17 protein-coding genes are annotated in these 15,214 nt (G+C 68.3%); 7 read left to right on the forward strand and 10 right to left on the reverse strand.

Annotated elements, in window-relative coordinates; all coding sequences use genetic code 11:
* Window positions 1-56: 56 nt before the first annotated feature.
* Both ACWZHB_RS20900 and nadE read left to right on the forward strand, forming a co-directional pair.
* The gene (locus tag ACWZHB_RS20900) at window positions 57-704 is read left to right on the forward strand and encodes a TetR/AcrR family transcriptional regulator (RefSeq protein WP_427903532.1); all 648 of its coding nucleotides are present in this window, start codon (window positions 57-59) and stop codon (window positions 702-704) included.
* A 6-nt stretch (window positions 705-710) separates the two neighbouring features.
* The gene (gene nadE / locus ACWZHB_RS20905) at window positions 711-1,535 is read left to right on the forward strand and encodes an ammonia-dependent NAD(+) synthetase (RefSeq protein ID WP_427903533.1); all 825 of its coding nucleotides are present in this window, start codon (window positions 711-713) and stop codon (window positions 1,533-1,535) included.
* Window positions 1,536-1,539: 4 nt separating this feature from the next.
* Here nadE and ACWZHB_RS20910 read toward each other — a convergent pair whose 3' ends face one another.
* The 4 genes from ACWZHB_RS20910 to moaA form a co-directional block, all read right to left on the reverse strand.
* Window positions 1,540-1,803 carry a hypothetical protein gene (locus ACWZHB_RS20910; protein WP_427903534.1) on the reverse strand — a complete coding sequence of 88 codons (264 nt, stop codon included), beginning with the start codon at window positions 1,801-1,803 and terminating at the stop codon, window positions 1,540-1,542.
* A gap of 96 nt (window positions 1,804-1,899) precedes the next feature.
* Window positions 1,900-2,262, reverse strand: a complete 363-nt coding sequence (locus ACWZHB_RS20915) for an iron chaperone (RefSeq protein ID WP_427903535.1) — start codon at window positions 2,260-2,262, stop codon at window positions 1,900-1,902.
* Between the two features lie 2 nt (window positions 2,263-2,264).
* Window positions 2,265-2,507, reverse strand: a complete 243-nt coding sequence (locus tag ACWZHB_RS20920) for a MoaD/ThiS family protein (protein ID WP_410870116.1) — start codon at window positions 2,505-2,507, stop codon at window positions 2,265-2,267.
* On the reverse strand, window positions 2,500-3,558 hold the full coding sequence (gene moaA, locus ACWZHB_RS20925; RefSeq protein WP_427903536.1) for a GTP 3',8-cyclase MoaA: 1,059 nt from the start codon (window positions 3,556-3,558) through the stop codon (window positions 2,500-2,502). Before moaA ends, ACWZHB_RS20920 begins: the two co-directional genes overlap by 8 nt.
* Window positions 3,559-3,700: 142 nt before the next feature.
* Between moaA and ACWZHB_RS20930 the strand changes: the two genes are divergently transcribed.
* From ACWZHB_RS20930 to ACWZHB_RS20940, 3 genes are read left to right on the forward strand one after another with little or no spacing between them, the layout of a single operon-like run.
* Entirely contained in the window at window positions 3,701-4,906 is a 1,206-nt protein-coding gene (locus ACWZHB_RS20930; RefSeq protein ID WP_427903537.1) for a molybdopterin molybdotransferase MoeA, read from the forward strand.
* On the forward strand, window positions 4,903-5,997 hold the full coding sequence (gene moaCB, locus ACWZHB_RS20935) for a bifunctional molybdenum cofactor biosynthesis protein MoaC/MoaB (RefSeq protein WP_427903538.1): 1,095 nt from the start codon (window positions 4,903-4,905) through the stop codon (window positions 5,995-5,997). The genes ACWZHB_RS20930 and moaCB overlap by 4 nt, the downstream gene beginning before the upstream one ends.
* Window positions 5,990-6,421, forward strand: coding sequence for a molybdenum cofactor biosynthesis protein MoaE (locus ACWZHB_RS20940; RefSeq protein ID WP_427903539.1), 432 nt, complete (start codon window positions 5,990-5,992; stop codon window positions 6,419-6,421). The genes moaCB and ACWZHB_RS20940 overlap by 8 nt, the downstream gene beginning before the upstream one ends.
* A gap of 60 nt (window positions 6,422-6,481) precedes the next feature.
* Here the strand turns inward: ACWZHB_RS20940 and ACWZHB_RS20945 are convergent, their stop codons facing one another.
* The 3 genes from ACWZHB_RS20945 to ACWZHB_RS20955 form a co-directional block, all read right to left on the reverse strand.
* Window positions 6,482-7,504 (reverse strand): CobW family GTP-binding protein, encoded by a 1,023-nt coding sequence (locus ACWZHB_RS20945; RefSeq protein ID WP_427903540.1) that lies wholly within the window; start codon window positions 7,502-7,504, stop codon window positions 6,482-6,484.
* Between the two features lie 124 nt (window positions 7,505-7,628).
* Window positions 7,629-9,224, reverse strand: coding sequence for an N-acetylmuramoyl-L-alanine amidase (locus ACWZHB_RS20950; RefSeq protein WP_427903541.1), 1,596 nt, complete (start codon window positions 9,222-9,224; stop codon window positions 7,629-7,631).
* A gap of 187 nt (window positions 9,225-9,411) precedes the next feature.
* On the reverse strand, window positions 9,412-9,948 hold the full coding sequence (locus ACWZHB_RS20955) for a sigma-70 family RNA polymerase sigma factor (RefSeq protein ID WP_427903542.1): 537 nt from the start codon (window positions 9,946-9,948) through the stop codon (window positions 9,412-9,414).
* Window positions 9,949-10,158: 210 nt separating this feature from the next.
* Here ACWZHB_RS20955 and ACWZHB_RS20960 point away from each other — a divergent pair, with 210 nt between their 5' ends.
* The gene (locus tag ACWZHB_RS20960; RefSeq protein WP_427903543.1) at window positions 10,159-10,494 is read left to right on the forward strand and encodes a hypothetical protein; all 336 of its coding nucleotides are present in this window, start codon (window positions 10,159-10,161) and stop codon (window positions 10,492-10,494) included.
* On the opposite strand, the gene ACWZHB_RS20965 is transcribed toward ACWZHB_RS20960, so the two are convergent.
* The 3 genes from ACWZHB_RS20965 to ACWZHB_RS20975 form a co-directional block, all read right to left on the reverse strand.
* The gene (locus ACWZHB_RS20965; protein WP_427903544.1) at window positions 10,485-11,990 is read right to left on the reverse strand and encodes a nitrilase-related carbon-nitrogen hydrolase; all 1,506 of its coding nucleotides are present in this window, start codon (window positions 11,988-11,990) and stop codon (window positions 10,485-10,487) included. The two genes, ACWZHB_RS20960 and ACWZHB_RS20965, sit on opposite strands and share 10 nt — an antisense overlap.
* A 76-nt stretch (window positions 11,991-12,066) precedes the next feature.
* Window positions 12,067-12,741 carry a response regulator gene (locus ACWZHB_RS20970; RefSeq protein ID WP_427903545.1) on the reverse strand — a complete coding sequence of 225 codons (675 nt, stop codon included), beginning with the start codon at window positions 12,739-12,741 and terminating at the stop codon, window positions 12,067-12,069.
* The gene (locus tag ACWZHB_RS20975; protein WP_427903546.1) at window positions 12,741-13,841 is read right to left on the reverse strand and encodes a sensor histidine kinase; all 1,101 of its coding nucleotides are present in this window, start codon (window positions 13,839-13,841) and stop codon (window positions 12,741-12,743) included. Before ACWZHB_RS20975 ends, ACWZHB_RS20970 begins: the two co-directional genes overlap by 1 nt.
* 215 nt (window positions 13,842-14,056) lie before the next feature.
* Between ACWZHB_RS20975 and ACWZHB_RS20980 the strand changes: the two genes are divergently transcribed.
* The gene (locus ACWZHB_RS20980) at window positions 14,057-15,025 is read left to right on the forward strand and encodes a cation diffusion facilitator family transporter (protein ID WP_427903547.1); all 969 of its coding nucleotides are present in this window, start codon (window positions 14,057-14,059) and stop codon (window positions 15,023-15,025) included.
* The last annotated feature ends 189 nt before the right edge of the window (window positions 15,026-15,214 follow it).

The raw sequence follows: 15,214 nt of genomic DNA on the forward strand, positions 1-15,214 counted from the left end.
TCCGACATCAACCGGACCTCAGTCCGATTACTTCCCGCGGAGGACGTGTGAGTGGCGTGAGCTATGGCACACCCAGGTCAGACGAGCCGCCACTGCTGGGGATCGGACGACCGCTGCCCGGCAGTGCGGAGCCGGTCGAACGCGCGGACGCGGCCCGCAATCGCGCGCTGCTGCTCGACGCGGCCCAGCAATTGGTACGCGAGCACGGCGTCGACGGCCTCACGATGGACGCGCTCGCCAAGCGCGCGGGTGTCGGCAAGGGCACGGTCTTTCGCCGGTTCGGCAACCGCACCGGGCTGATGTTGGCCCTGCTGGATCACTCCGAGCAGAAATTCCAAGCCGCGTTCATGTTCGGGCCCGCACCCCTCGGCCCCGAGGCGAGTCCGGTCGAACGGCTGATCGCGTTCGGGCGGACCCGGCTGCTCGATATCGAGGTCGAGGGAGATCTGCACCAGGCCGCGGAGAAGAACGGGCGTTTCGGCGACGGGCCGTACGCCCTGCACAAGGCGCACGTCATGCTGCTGCTGCGTGCGGTCGGCGTCGACGGTGAGGTGCCGCTGATCGCCGACACGCTGCTGTCCACGCTGTCGGCGGCGCTGGTCATCCACCAGGTCGAGGTGCTCGGCTACACCCGCGCTCAGATCGGCGACAACTGGGAATGGCTCGTTCGCCGGGTCGTTTCGCCTGTCCCCCAAGTAGAGTGAGACCGCATGGGGACACTGCGTGAACAGATCATTGCCGAATTGGGCGTGCTGCCCGAGATCGAGCCGAAGCAGGAGGTCCGGCGGCGCGTCGACTTCCTGAAGGACTACCTGGCCACCACCCCGGCCGAGGGGTTCGCCCTCGGAATCAGTGGTGGACAGGACAGCGCGCTGGCCGGCCGGCTGTGCCAGCTGGCCGTCGAGGAGCTGCGCGCCGACGGCGTTGCGGCGAAGTTCCTGGCGGTGCGGCTGCCCTACGGCGTACAGGCCGACGAACACGACGCGCAGATCGCGCTGAACTTCATCGACCCCGATCGCACGGTCGTGGTGAACATCCGCCCCAGCGCCGACGCGATCGGCATCGAGGTCGCGGGCGCGCTCGATCACGAGCGCTTGCGCGACTTCGTGCGCGGCAACATCAAGGCGCGCGAGCGAATGGTCGCCCAGTACGCCCTCGCGGGCCAGGAAAGCCTCCTGGTGGTCGGCACCGATCACGCGGCAGAGGCAGTCACCGGCTTCTTCACCAAGTTCGGCGACGGCGGCGTCGACCTGACCCCCCTCACCGGCCTCACCAAACGCCAGGGCGCCGCGCTGCTGCAGGAACTTGGCGCCCCCTCGAGCATCTGGTCCAAGGTCCCCACCGCCGACCTCGAGGACGACCGCCCCGCCCTGGCCGACGAGGACGCGCTCGGCCTGCGCTACTCCGAGATCGACGACTACCTCGAGGGCAAGGACGTCACCCCGGAGGTGGCGACCCGTCTCGAAACGATCTTCACCAACACCCGCCACAAGCGCACGGTCCCGGTCACGCCCCTCGACACCTGGTGGCGGTGACGGCCTAGGCCGACAAGATATCGACGATCTCGACGACGAACACCGCAGTGGCCAACGTCAGCGCCACCGCGGTCAAACCCGCGCCGAAGAGGTTGCCCCGACGCCTTCGCGCATCCCTCGTCTCGGCATCGAGCCCGGCTTCCCTCGCCGAGGGCAAGAACATCAACACCAGCACGCCTAAGCATCCGCCTGCGAGAATCCAGGCAAACGGGTTGAACCCGCGCTGATACGCCAGCACCCCCATCACCACCATGACTACGACCATCACCAGCGACACTGCACACCCATTTCGACACGCACGCCGGTTTCCGGCACGCCGGGAAGCGTAGCGAGGTCTACGCCGCGGCGCGAATCCTGTTGCGGCTCAACAGATCACCGCGCCATCACCGGATACGGTGGCACGCAATAAGTCTCGCACGAGGTCGTAGTCCGGTTCCCTGCGGAAGCGCAGGCAGCCCTTGCCCATGTCGTGGGCGGCGAGGCGGTCGGCGAAGGCCGCGCGGATATCGGAGCGCAACAGATAGAAGGAGATGTAGTGCTTCTGGCTGGCGAAGGCGATCTCGGCGGTGTTGTCGCGTTCGTACGTGGGCATGCCGTAGGACATGACCTCGGCGAAGCCGGGGAGTTCCGCGCGGCACAGGTCGCGGAGCCTGGTGAGGGGCTCGCGGCGGTCTTCCGGGAGTTCGGCGAGGTAGGTGGCTACGTCGGGGGCCTTGCTCTGGACCACGGTCAGCCGCCGGCGAAAGGCGGGAGGACGTCGACTCGGTCGCGGAGCATGGCCGAGGGGTCGCGGGTGAGTTCGTCGCCGATGAGGAAGGCGCAGACGCCGACGAGGCTGTCGATGTCGGAGCCGTAGGTGGCCGCGAGGGTGGCGCGGAGGTCGGCGACGGTGGCGCCTGCTGGCAGGTCGAGGGATTCGGTGTTCTTGCCGACCGCGTCGGCGATGGCGGCGAAATAGCGGACCTCAACCACCGATGGCTCCCATCGTGCGTTCCGGAGGGACGAAACCGGCGGCATCGATACCGTGACCGGCCCACTTCTGCCACATCGCGCCGCGCCACAGCTCGGCGACCTCATCGTCGTCGGCACCTGCCCGCAGCGCGGTTCGGACGTCGAACTCCTGGTCGCTGAACAGGCACGAGCGCAGCATGCCGTCGGCGGTGAGCCGGGTGCGATCGCAACTGTCGCAGAACTTGCGGGTGACCGTGGCGATGATGCCGACAGTCGCCGGTCCACCGTCTACCAGCCATTTCTCGGCCGGGGCCGACGGGTCGGCGCGGGCGGTGGGGGTCAGGGTGAAGCGCGCGCCGAGGACGTCGAGCAGGTCGGCGGCAGTCACCATGTGATCGCGGGCCCACTCGTGGTCGGCGTCGAGGGGCATTTCCTCGATGAACCGCAGTTCGCACTGCTCTGCCAGGCACCAGGCGAGCAGGTCCGCCGCGCCCGCCAGGTTCTGCCGCATCAGCACGGCGTTCACCTTCACCGGCGCCATGCCCGCGTCGCGCGCGGCACGGATACCGTTGAGGACCGATTCCAGGCGGTCACGGCGGGTGAGGCGGGTGAAATCCTCCCGATCGACGGTGTCGAGGGAGACATTGACCCTGGTCAGACCGGCCGCGGCGAGCTTGTGGATGCGATGTTCCAGGCCGACACCGTTGGTGGTCATGGCCAGTGGAGTGCCGGGCACCGCCGCGTGACAGCCCGCGATGATCTGTTCCAGCTCACGGCGCATCAACGGTTCGCCGCCGGTGAACCGCACCTCCCGCACGCCCAGCTCGCGCACGGCCAGCGATACCAGCCGCACGATCTCGTCGGCGGTGAGCAGTTCCTGGCGCGGAATCGGCGGCAGACCCTCTTCGGGCATGCAATAGGTGCAGCGCAGCGAGCATTTCTCGGTGATGGAGACACGCAGGTCGCGAGCGATCCGGCCGAAGCGGTCGACGAGGAACGGCGTCTCGGGCCTGCCGTCGAGAGACGGCCGCTCCGATCGCACGGCGGGTATCCCCATTTCGACCAGCGTCATCTATACAGTATGACCTGTCGGGCCCGTCACATTCCGTGCGCCGGGCCGATTCTTCGCGAACTCGTCAGCTCACGACGAGCAGTCCCGCTCGGTGAGCCACGCGACCATGACCGGCCCCAGCGGCGGCGATTAAGCTGGCACCATGACTCCCCGGCCCGCTACCGCGTCGGCGCGCAGCGTCGACGAGTACCGCGACACGGTCGCCGCGCTGCTGGCCCACCTCGCCGACCGCCCCGATGAGCAGGTGCCGGTGCCCGAGGCGCTCGGCCGCACGCTGTCGGCCGACGTGGTGTCGCCGATCGATCTGCCGGTGTTCCGCAACTCCGCGATGGACGGGTACGCGGTGCGCGCCGCCGACGTGGCAGTCACACCGGTCACCTTGCCGGTCACCGGCGTGGTGGCGGCGGGAAAACCCGGTACCGACGCGTTGCCCGCCGGTTCGGCGTTGAAAGTGATGACCGGCGCGCCGATGCCGCCCGGAGCCGACTGTGTGGTGCCGGTCGAGGACGTGCAGGCGGGTGACGGCCGGATCGTGGTCGAACGTGGCCGTGGGCGTGGCGAATTCGTGCGCGAGGCCGGGACGGATGTGCGAACCGGTGAGCTCGTCGCGCGGACGGGCACGGTGCTCGCGCCGCGCCACATCGCGGCGCTGGCCGCCGTCGGCCTGTCGACCGTGCCGGTACTGAGCCGATTACGCGCTGTCTGCATCACGACCGGTGACGAGCTCCAGCCCGCGGGCAGCGTGCTGGCCCCGGGGCAGATATACAACTCGAACGGCATCGCCTTGGCCGCGGCCTTGCGGGCCGACGGTGTCGAGGTGGTCGAGATCGCGCACAGCTCCGACGACCCCGCCGTGTTCACTTCGGTGCTGCGCGCCGCGACCGCTGCCGCCGACCTGGTTTTCACCTCCGGTGGCGTCTCGAAGGGCGACTTCGAGGTGGTCAAGGATGTGCTGGGTCCGCTCGGCGGGACGTTCGGCTCGGTCGCGGTGCAACCTGGCGGCCCGCAGGGATACACGGTGGTCGACGAGGTCCCCGTGCTCAGCTTCCCTGGCAATCCGGTGAGCACCATGGTGTCGTACGCCGTGTTCGCGCGACCTGCCGTGCGCGCGCTGGCCGGTCTGCCTGCGGTGGAGAGCCGTGAGGTGACCCTGCTGACGCCGGTGCGCTCCCCTGCCGGTCGTCGCCAATACCTGCGCGGCCTGTCGACCGAGGACGGGGTGGAAGTGATCTCGGGGCCCGGCTCGCATCTCATCGCGGGGATGGCCTGGGCCGATGTGCTCGTCGACGTGCCCGCCGAGGTCACCTCGCTGGCCGCAGGCGTCGCTGTGCGAATCTTGTCGCTATGAGCGAGTTGTCCCATGTCGACCGCGAGGGTCGGGCACGCATGGTCGATGTCAGCGCCAAAGCTGACACCACCCGGATCGCTGTTGCCGCAGGCGAATTGCAGACGACCGCTGAGGTGGTGGCGTTGGTGCGGGCCGAGGGCATGCCGAAGGCCGATGTGTTGTCCACGGCGCGGCTGGCCGGAATCGCCGGTGCCAAAAAGACTTCCGAGCTGATTCCGCTGTGCCATCAGCTGGCGTTGTCGTCGGTGAAGGTGGAGTTCGGGTTCACCGAGACCTCGATCACCGTCGAGGCGACAGCTAAGACGAAGGGCCCGACCGGCGTCGAGATGGAAGCGCTGACGGCTGTCGCTGTCGCGGGGCTCACCTTGCACGACATGGTGAAGGCGGTGGATCCCGCCGCGGTGATGAACGGGGTCCGGCTGGTCACCAAAGAGGGTGGAAAACACGGGCATTGGGTGCGACCGGAGGGTCGGTCCGACACCGTCGCACCGTCGCCCGACCGGTTGGCGCAGGTGAACGCGGACGCCGGTGCCGAGTCCACGCTGTCGACGACCACCGAAGCGGATTCCACGGCAGCAGGCAGCATCGCGTCGGGATCCGCTGAAGCCCAGATCTTTTCGCGAAAGGCCGTCGTGGTCGTCGCGTCCACCGGAACCGCGGCGGGAACCCGCATCGACACCACCGGCCCCGTCATCGCCGATTGGCTGACCGCACAAGGCTTTACAGTGCGGGGCCCGCTGGTCTACGCCGACGCCGAAATAGCCACCGGACTGACCGATGCGCTGATCGGGGGGCCCGCGCTTGTCATCACCACAGGTGGCACCGGCGCTTCCCCGACCGATGCGACACCCGAGGCCACCCGTGGCATCCTCGATCGGGAGCTGCCCGGCGTCGCCGATGCCATTCGCCAGCGTGGGACCGCGAAGTTCCCACTGGCCGCACTGAGTCGCGGCGTCGCGGGGCTGGCCGGACGCACGGTTGTCGTCAATCTGCCGGGTTCGCCGGGTGGGGTGAAGGACGGCATGGCCGTGCTGGAACCGTTGTTGGATCATCTGCTAGCGCAAGTAGCCGGAGGCGGCAACCATGAGTGACTTCGGTGCGGTACGCCTGGCGGCGATCAGCGATCAGGACCTCGATCCCCTCGCTGTCGAAAAGGCCGTCGACGGGCCGGAATTCGGTGCGGTCGTGGTGTTCACCGGCAAGGTGCGCAACCATGACGGCGGGCAGGCGGTGACCTCGCTGGAGTACTCCGCGCACCCGCAGGCCGAGCGGTTCCTGCACGCGATCTGCGCGGAAGTCGCGCAGGCCAGCGGCCTTCCGGTCGCGGCGACGCATCGGATCGGGTCGCTCACGATCGGCGGATTGGCGATCGTGGTGGCTGTCGCGGCACCGCATCGGGCCGAGGCGTTCACGGTATGTGCCGAGCTCGTCGACCGGATCAAGCACGAGGTGCCGATCTGGAAGCGGCAGTTGTTCGCGGACGGGCTTTCCGAGTGGGTCAACGCCTGCGGCTGACCCTCGCCGCCGCGATGCGGCGGACAGCCGTCACCGGTCGAGCCCCACAACGATTCGCTGTCACTGCTGGGTGTAGCGCCAAACCCCGAGCATCGCCTGGTCGTCCAAGAGCGTCTCGCCCTCGAAGATGGTGTCGTGCAAGCATTTCAGTGCCGCATCAGCGTCGAGTCCGGCACCGATCAGCACCAGGCTCGAGACGCGTCGCTCGCCGCGCGCCCAGGTACCGGGCGTGAAGACGACATGTCTTCCTACCAGGTGGACTTCGAACTTGCGCCGCTCCCCCGCCACCGCGAACGCCACACACCCCTTGGCTCGGAACAGGCCTGACGGCGGGTCTTCCAGAAAACTCACCAGCGCACGGGGATTCAGGGCGCGCTCGCTCGTGAACGACACCGACACGTAGTCATCGTGGAGATGCCGATGGTCGGGGTCATCGTGATCATGGTCGTCGAGCAGCACATCGAAGCTCAACTGCTGCGCCACTTTCGGCTGTTCCGGCTCGCGATCGTCGAACAACAGGCCCGGATCGATCCGGCCGTGGGTTGTCGCGTAGACCGGGACCTGCCCGACCCACGCGGCGAGCTGTGCACGTAAACCGGCCAACGCCTCGGGCGCGACCCGGTCGGCCTTGTTCACCAGCACCAGATCCGCCATCCGCAGATGCGTCACCAATTCCGGATGTTGCGCGCTGGTCGACCCGAACTGCTCGGCATCGACCACCTCGACCAATCCGCCGTAGCCGATCCGGGGATTGGGGTTGGCGATCACCATCCGGATCAGGTTGCGCGGCTCGGCCAATCCGCTGGCCTCCACGACGATCACATCCACCGCACTGCGCGGTTGCGCCAGCTGGGCGAACAGATCATCGAGCTCGGACACGTCCACCGCACAGCACACGCATCCGTTGCCGAGCGACACCATCGCGTCGACCTGTCCCGCCACCAGCATCGCGTCGATGTTCACCGCCCCGAAATCGTTGACCACCACCCCGATCCGGGTCCCCCGATTGTTGCGCAACAGGTAGTTGAGCAGGGTCGTCTTCCCCGAGCCCAGAAACCCAGCAACGATCACGACAGGTATCACCGGACCATGGTGCCATCTCCCCCACGCGCCGAAGCCGACCAGGCCGCTGTGGGCGAGGCGAGCTCACCGCACAGCAAACCGCCCACCCCTGTGTCAGGAGTGGGCGGCGCTGTGATGCGACCTGTCAGCTGGGGCCGAAAACCATGCCGACCAGCGTGTACACCAGGTTGATCAGCTGGCCGGGGATGGTTGATTCGTCCATGCCGAGCGTCTGCGCCAGCGGCATGAGCAGTGTCATGACGGTGGTGATCGGACCGCCGAGGGTGCTCAGATCGAGCTCGGATTCGTCGGGCGTCGCCTCCGCTTTCGGCGCGGTACCGCGCTTCTTCGGGGTGGTGGTCGAGGGTTCGGCGGGAGCCTCGGGCGAGGCCGTGCGGGCCGGAGCGCCGGGGGAAGCCGTGCGGACAGGGGCTACCGGAACCGGATCCGCGATCGGGGCACGTGCGGGGATCGGTGCGGGAGCGGGCGCCGCCGGACCGTTGAAGTCGGCCGGGTCCGGATCCACGATCGTCCGATCGCTCGAGCCGCTGGGCAGCGCGGGCGAATCAGCAGGCGCCTGGCCGGGTACGGGTGCGGCGGTCGTGGTGGTCGGCGCCTTGGCGGGCTGCTGAGCCGGTGAGGTCGTCTCGGACTCCGGAGTCGACGCGGTGGCCGCTCCGGGCTTCTGTGACGGTTCGGTGGTTGGCACCGCAGCCCCGTTCGCGCCCTCGTCGGGCGTACCGGCACCCGACGAGTCCTCGGCAGGCGCCGTGGCTCCGTTCTCGCTCCCGGACTGTCCCGGCGCGCTCGTCGTCGGCGTCTCGCTGGTCGTCGTCGGCGCGGAACTGGTCGGTGTCTGCGCGGGGTCGGCAGCGGGTGCCCGCTTCGGTGTCTGAGTCGTGGTCGCGACCGGCACCCGACCGGGCAGCGGCGACGCGGCGAGGGTGGGGATCGGCTTGTTCAGCAGGAATCCGACAACGCCCGTCGCGATGGCAACCGCGTGCTCGAGCTGACCTTCGCGCGATTCCAGGCGGGCGGCGTCGTCGACATTGGCGCCGTTGCCCATCTCCACGAACACCATCGGCACCTGCGTCAACGCCGGGCCCGCCACATCCTCACGGGTCTGCAGACCGGCCTTGACGCCCGCGTAGTTCGCGGGCGAGAAGCCGGCCGCCAGGTAGGCGTCGCGGACCGCGCTCGACACGAGCCGCCCACCACCGGACTGCGCCTTGTCGGCGATCGCGTCGGGAATCGGGAGCTGCGGCACGATCAGGTGGAATCCGTGCTGGTCGGGACCGGCGCTGTCGGCGTGGATGCTGACCGCCACGTCGGCGCCGGACTGGTTGGCGGCGCGGGCGCGATCGTCGACGCAGCCGCCCCACCCGGTGTCGTCGGCGCGGCTGAGCACCACGTCGGCACCCAGTGCCTCCAGCGAGGCGCGCACGAGCTGGGCGACGTCCCAGTTGATGGTGTGTTCGGGGATGCCGTTGAGTGAGGTCATACCGGTGGTCTGGCAGTCCTTGGTGCCGCCACGGCCGTTGTCGACCTGGCGGCTCAGGTCTTCGGTATGCGCCGTCCCCTGGTGACCGGGGTCGAGGAAGATCGTCTTACCGGCGAGCTGCTCGCTGGTCGCTGGTTCAGGGGCGGCGTGGGCGGTCACGGGGACCAACCCCGACAGCGACACCACCACCGCGGCGGAGACGGTAGAGCAGATTCCGGCCTTGATGATGTTTGGTTGCATGTTCGGTCGGCGCTCCGGGGACGGAGCACCCCTCCCTTCCCATTGGTAACACCTGGTAACACCAAACCCAGTGGTTCACTCTTGCAACGTTGGCAACCACAGGGCAAGCACAGTTACCGAAATGTAACTGGATGGAAGTATCAAAAGACGCTGGTCGGATGCCCAGCTGAGCCATCAGCGGTCTATGTCAGGCAACTTCTGGCAATTGGCGCAGTGAGCGCAGCGCATAATGCACCCGGGTCTTCACGGTGCCGACCGGAACACCGAAATCCGCGGCGACTTCCCGGTAGCCACGGTCGTGAAGGATCACCTCGGTGACTGCCGCGCGTTGTGGCTCCGGGAGTCGAGCCAGCAGTTGATCGACCAGTAGGCCGTCGACCAACCCGTCGGCGAAATCCGGCCTGCCACAGACAGACACCTCGGTGATGTCGTCCCAGCCCACGTCACCGGGCCGAACGGCTCTGGCCCGCATGATGTCGATGATGACATTGCGCTCGATCGCCAGCAGCCACGTCCGAACGCTGCCCTTGCGGCCGTCGAAGTCGTGACACGAACGCCAGCCGCGCAGCAGGGTCTCCTGCACCGCGTGCTCGGCCAGGCCCGCGTCGCCGAGGCCGCGCAGCGCCCGCCAGTGCAGCAGGCCGCGATCGGTGGCCAGCACGTCGGCCAGCCCGTCCCTGGTACACAGGCGCGCGCAGTGCGCACCGCAGGAGTTGTCCGTCATATGGGGGTATCGCGCTGGACCGCGCCGATGACAACGCCCGCCTTAAGCGACTCTTCAGGATCCTGCTGGCCCCGCGCGCGACACTTTTCTCGCGAGCCCGGCCGGGCCTGCTCCAGGAGGGGGGAGCAGGGACGCCGGGCTCGCTCATTTCGGCGAAGTCGAGCAGTATCGCCTCGGGGCGACGACAATCGCCCGCGAGGAGCGGACAACGTGGACATCCATGCATATCCGACCGACGCGCAGACGCCGGTCGACCTGGCCGAGGCCACGAGAGTGGCGGCCGAACACCTACCTGCCGATCTGCCCGGGCACGAACGGCAGATCGTCGAATTCGCCGACGGCTTCACCGTTTGCGCGGTCCAGCCGTTACACGCGCCGGCGACTCGGCCGATCCCGGTCGGCGGCTCGGTGTATGTGATCGACAAGGCGACGGGGGCAGTGTCGTTCTGGCCGACCTATCCGACCGGCGTGATCGCCGCGCGGTACGCGCTGCTCCTGGCGGCGGGCCGGTTGGTCGTCGCCGATGCCTGGCCTGATCAGGACTGATCGGGCAGTTCACGAGGTCTCCTCGGTAGCGCGTCCGGGCGACGTAGAGCAGCGAGTCCGCAGGCCACGGTCAGTGCGATCGATAGTGCGCCGAACCAGTCACCCCAGCGGGCGTAAGGGGTGCGATCGCCCGCGGTGCGGATGTCGGCCATCGCCGAGCGGGTTTCGCTGATGTCGGTCCGGACCGAGACTCGAACGCTGCCTCGGGCGTCGATGGCGGTCAACTCGCCGAGTTGGGCGGAGCGGGCGATAGCGATGCCTGATTCGGCGGCCCGCAGTGCTGCCATCCGGCTGTGTAACCAGTGGTCGACACCGAAATCCAGGGCGGGAGCGAGGATGAGCGTCGCGCCGTCGGTGCGGTTCTGGCGAACGAGAGCCGGCCGGTCGAGGTCGAAGCAGATCGCCAGCGCCCATGGCCGGCCGGGGATCCGGACCGGGACCGTGCCCGGCTGCAGTTCGGATTCGAGCCCGGGTACGAGATATCGCTTGGCATAGATGGTTTCGCCCGGGTAGGCGATGGCCGCGTTGACGGTGCCGCCGGCTTGCTCGAGTTCCAGCCCGACGACAACGTGAACGCCACGGCGAGCGGCGACGGCCGTGAGCGGGTCGCGTAAGAGGAAGAGGTCGGCTCGGCTTGCGTGCCATGCCTTCTCGGAGAACACGATGACTTCGGCGCCCTGGTCGGCGAGCTCGTCGACGGCAGCGACCGCGTCGTTGATCATCCGCGCTCCGTCGGGCGACGCGACAGGGACATACATCGGCGGCTGGGCGAGAGCGACCAGCCCGACCCGCGTGATCGGGCCGCTGCTCGCCGCGACGGCGGACCACAGACCCATACCGATGACGACAGCCGAGACGACGGCTGTTACGCCCACTAGCGTCAGCCGCCGCGACGTTGGGATGCCGGGTGCGGTCGTCGTGCCGATCACGCTGGACGCCGCGAGCACCAGGAAACTGATCCCCCACACCCCGGTCAGTGCCGCGACGCGCACGATCGGGTCCACCCCCGCATGGGAATACCCGATGCTCCACCAGGCGCCGAACACACCGACCGAGCCGAAGAGGAACTCCGCGGCCGTCCACGCGGCGGGCAGCGCGAGCACCGCCCACCCGAACCTGTGCTGCAGCAGTAGTTTTCGGAAGAGCACCACGCACGCCCCGAAAACGAGCGCACTGCCGACCAGCAGACCGACAGTGGTCGATCGGGGCTGTTCCAGCGTTCCGGTGAAGTAGGACCAGTACCTGGCGTTGCCGCCGAGCCAGGACAGCACCGCCGCCGCGAACACCGCCGCAGCAGTGCGTCGTGGGGCCAACCACAGCACCGGGAGCGGGGCGAGTAGTGCGATTCCGGGTATCGGGTGCAAACCGGTGCCGATACCCCACAGCACCGCCGAACTCACGGTGGCGGCCAGCCACATGATCGACGGCCGACCGGGCAGTCGCCGACCGGATCGCCCGGAGATATCCTCGCGCACAGCTTCTTCGGTAGATGTCACCCGATCATCGTCACGGTGGAGAGGGCCCGCGCGCATCGCCCGTGCGAGCGGACTCGCCTCCCTCACGCGAGTGAGATCACCTCGCACCACCGGGCAGGCGATTGTCCCCCGGTGCCACCATCCCGGATTCGTAGGCGAAAACCACCGCCTGCGCCCGATCGCGCAGCCCCAGCTTCGAAAGAACGGAACTGACATGGGTTTTCACCGTGTGTTCGGTGACGACCAACCTCGCCGCGAGCTCGGTGTTCGAACGGCCCGCGGCGAGTTCTCGCAGAATGTCGCGCTCCCGCGGAGTCAGCGTCGCCAGCTGCGCCGCTGCTTCCGGATGCGCACGCGCACGTCCGGCGACCTCGGCGATCAGCCGTCGCGTCACCGAGGGGGCGAGCAGCGCGTCGCCGGCCGCGACAACCCGCACCCCGCCGATCAACTCGGCCCGCCGCGCGTCTTTGAGCAGGAACCCGCTCGCACCCGCCCGCAATGCGGCATAGACGTACTCATCGATGTCGAACATGGTGAGGACCAGCACCTTCGCCGCCGTCTCCGCGCAGATCCGAGCGGTGGCGGCCACCCCGTCCAGCCGTGGCATCCGCACATCCATCACCACCACATCGGGCGCGAGCCGCCGGGCCGCCGTCACCGCTTCCACACCATCGGACGCCTCCCCCACCACCTCGATGTCGGGTTCGGATTCCAGGATGAGGCGAAACCCGGTGCGGAACAATTCCTGGTCGTCGACGACGAGCACTCGCATCATCGATTCCCTTGCGCCAGCGGCAGATCAGCCGATACCACGAACCCCGAACGCGTAGGTTCCGCCCGCAGCAGGCCACCGCACGCGTGCACCCGTTCCCGCATCCCGACCAGTCCGAAGCCCGCCGTGCCGGTGCCAGCCACCCGGGCGCCTTCCACCGCGGTGCCGTCGTCGGCGATTCGAACCCCGAGCCGATCCGATGACCAGCTCAGCGCCACATCGACGCGGGTCGCCTTCGCGTGCTTGCCCGTATTGGTCAATGCCTCCTGCACTATCCGGTACGCGGCGGCGTCCGCCTGCGGTGAAATCGCTGCGCGGGGCCCGTATTCGGTGAAATGCGCGATCAGCCCACCGTGTTCGGCGAGCGCGACGAGATCGGCGATGGCGGCCACCCCCGGCTGATGCGGCGGATCGTCCTCGCGGAGCGCGCCGATACTGTGGCGCAGTTCCCGCAAGGCATCACGGCCGCCGTCGGCGATCGCCGCGAAGGCCGCGTCGGCATCTGCCCGCTCGAGCAGCGGACCGGTCTCGGCGCGCACGATCATCGCACCGACCGTGTGGGCGAGCCCGTCGTGCATATCCCGGGCGATCCGCAGCCGCTCGCGAACCACGGCGGCATCGCGTTCGTCATCGAGACGTCGCGTCCGTTCGGCGAGCGCGTCGATCTGCGCCTGCTTCGCGCGGACTCCCGACCCGAGCGCCCACGCCGTCATGAACGACATCGCGGCATAGGCGTACGAATCAGCGGTCTCCCGTGGCACCAGCAGCGACACCAGAATTCCGATCGCGACCAGCGCAAAGGTCATTCGCCGCTGCCGCGCGGAACAGTACGCCGCGATCGTGTACACACAGACGACCGTCCCGAACGGGAGCACCGGCAACGCGTTCACACAGCCGAGCACGGTGATCGCCGGGCCGACCACGCACAGCACACCCACCGGCGCCCGACGCCGCCACAGCACCGGCGCCGACGCGAGGACCGACAACCCGACAACCCACCACGCGGCCCCGATCACGAGCGCGGGCACGACGGTCGAGGCCGTCACCACCGCGGCGATCAGCACGTCCAGTGGCGACGGATGTTCCAGAGGTACTCCCACGACGACCCAGTGTGTCCGTAATCGGTCCACCGCACCTCACTCTCGCGAGTGATTCGGTGCGCAGCACAGCGCCCGTACGCTCAGGCATAGGCTGGAATCCGGCGTGGCAACATCCGGTGACCAGCGACGATCTCGCTCGACCAAGAACGAATTGCATACATAGCGATGTGTGCATATGATTGCGATCGATCGTAACGCCAGGAGAGGGGCACGCAATGGGCGCAGGACACGGGCATGACCACGGGGTATCGGCCGACAGCGATCGACGCTGGCTGGCCGGCGCGCTGGCGGTGATCGTCACGTTCCTGATCGGCGAGGTGGTGGTCGGCATCATCGCCGATTCACTGGCACTGCTCTCCGATGCCGCGCACATGACCACCGACGCGGCGTCGATCGCGTTGGCGCTGTGGGCGATCCGGCTCGCGGCGCGACCGGCGACCGGGCGGATGACGTTCGGCTGGAAACGGGCCGAGATCCTGTCGGCCCAGGCCAACGGGCTGACGCTGCTGCTGCTGGCGCTCTGGCTCGGCTACGAGGCGATCCGCAGGCTGTTCGAGCCGCCGGAGGTACACGGCTGGCTGGTGCTGATCACCGCGCTGGTCGGCGTCGCCGTGAACGTACTGGCCACCTGGATGATCAGCCGCGCCGATCGCACCAGTCTCAATGTCGAGGGTGCCTACCAGCACATCCTCAACGACCTGTTCGCGTTCATCGCCACCGCCGTCGCCGGTCTGACCATCATCCTCACCGGCTGGGTCCAGGCCGACGTGGTCGCCACCCTGATCGTGGTGGCGCTGATGATCAAGGCCGGGATCGGGCTGATCAAGGCATCGAGCCGGATCTTCCTCGAGGCCGCGCCCGAGCACCTCGACCCCGCGCTGATCGGCCGCGACATGGCCGCGCGCGACGGCGTCACCGAGGTACACGACCTGCACATCTGGGAAATCACCTCGGGCTCCCCTGCCCTCTCCGCCCACGTTCTCGTGCAGCCCGGCCACGACTGCCATGCGGTCCGCGAGGACATCGCGCACATGCTCGACCACGATCACCACATCGAGCACGTCACCCTGCAGGTCGACCACGCCAGCCCGAAGCTTCTCGACATCGGCAACCGCGACGCCAACCACTGCGCCGATTCGCACGGCCCGAAGCACGTCTCCACACAGGCTCCGCACACCCACTGACCCACCGACGAGGGAAGGCCTCACACCCATCGGGTGCGAGGCCTTCTCGTCGGTCACGCGCTAGCGAGGACCAGGTCGTTTCATCGACCTAAGTGGGGCTGATTCAGCCGCCGAAGGAACCGGTCCACAGGGTGTCGACCAGGCCGTGCAGGGCGGCACCAAGGGTGTCGAAGAGGCCGCCGAGGGCAG

This window comes from Nocardia sp. FBN12 (assembly GCF_054031145.1).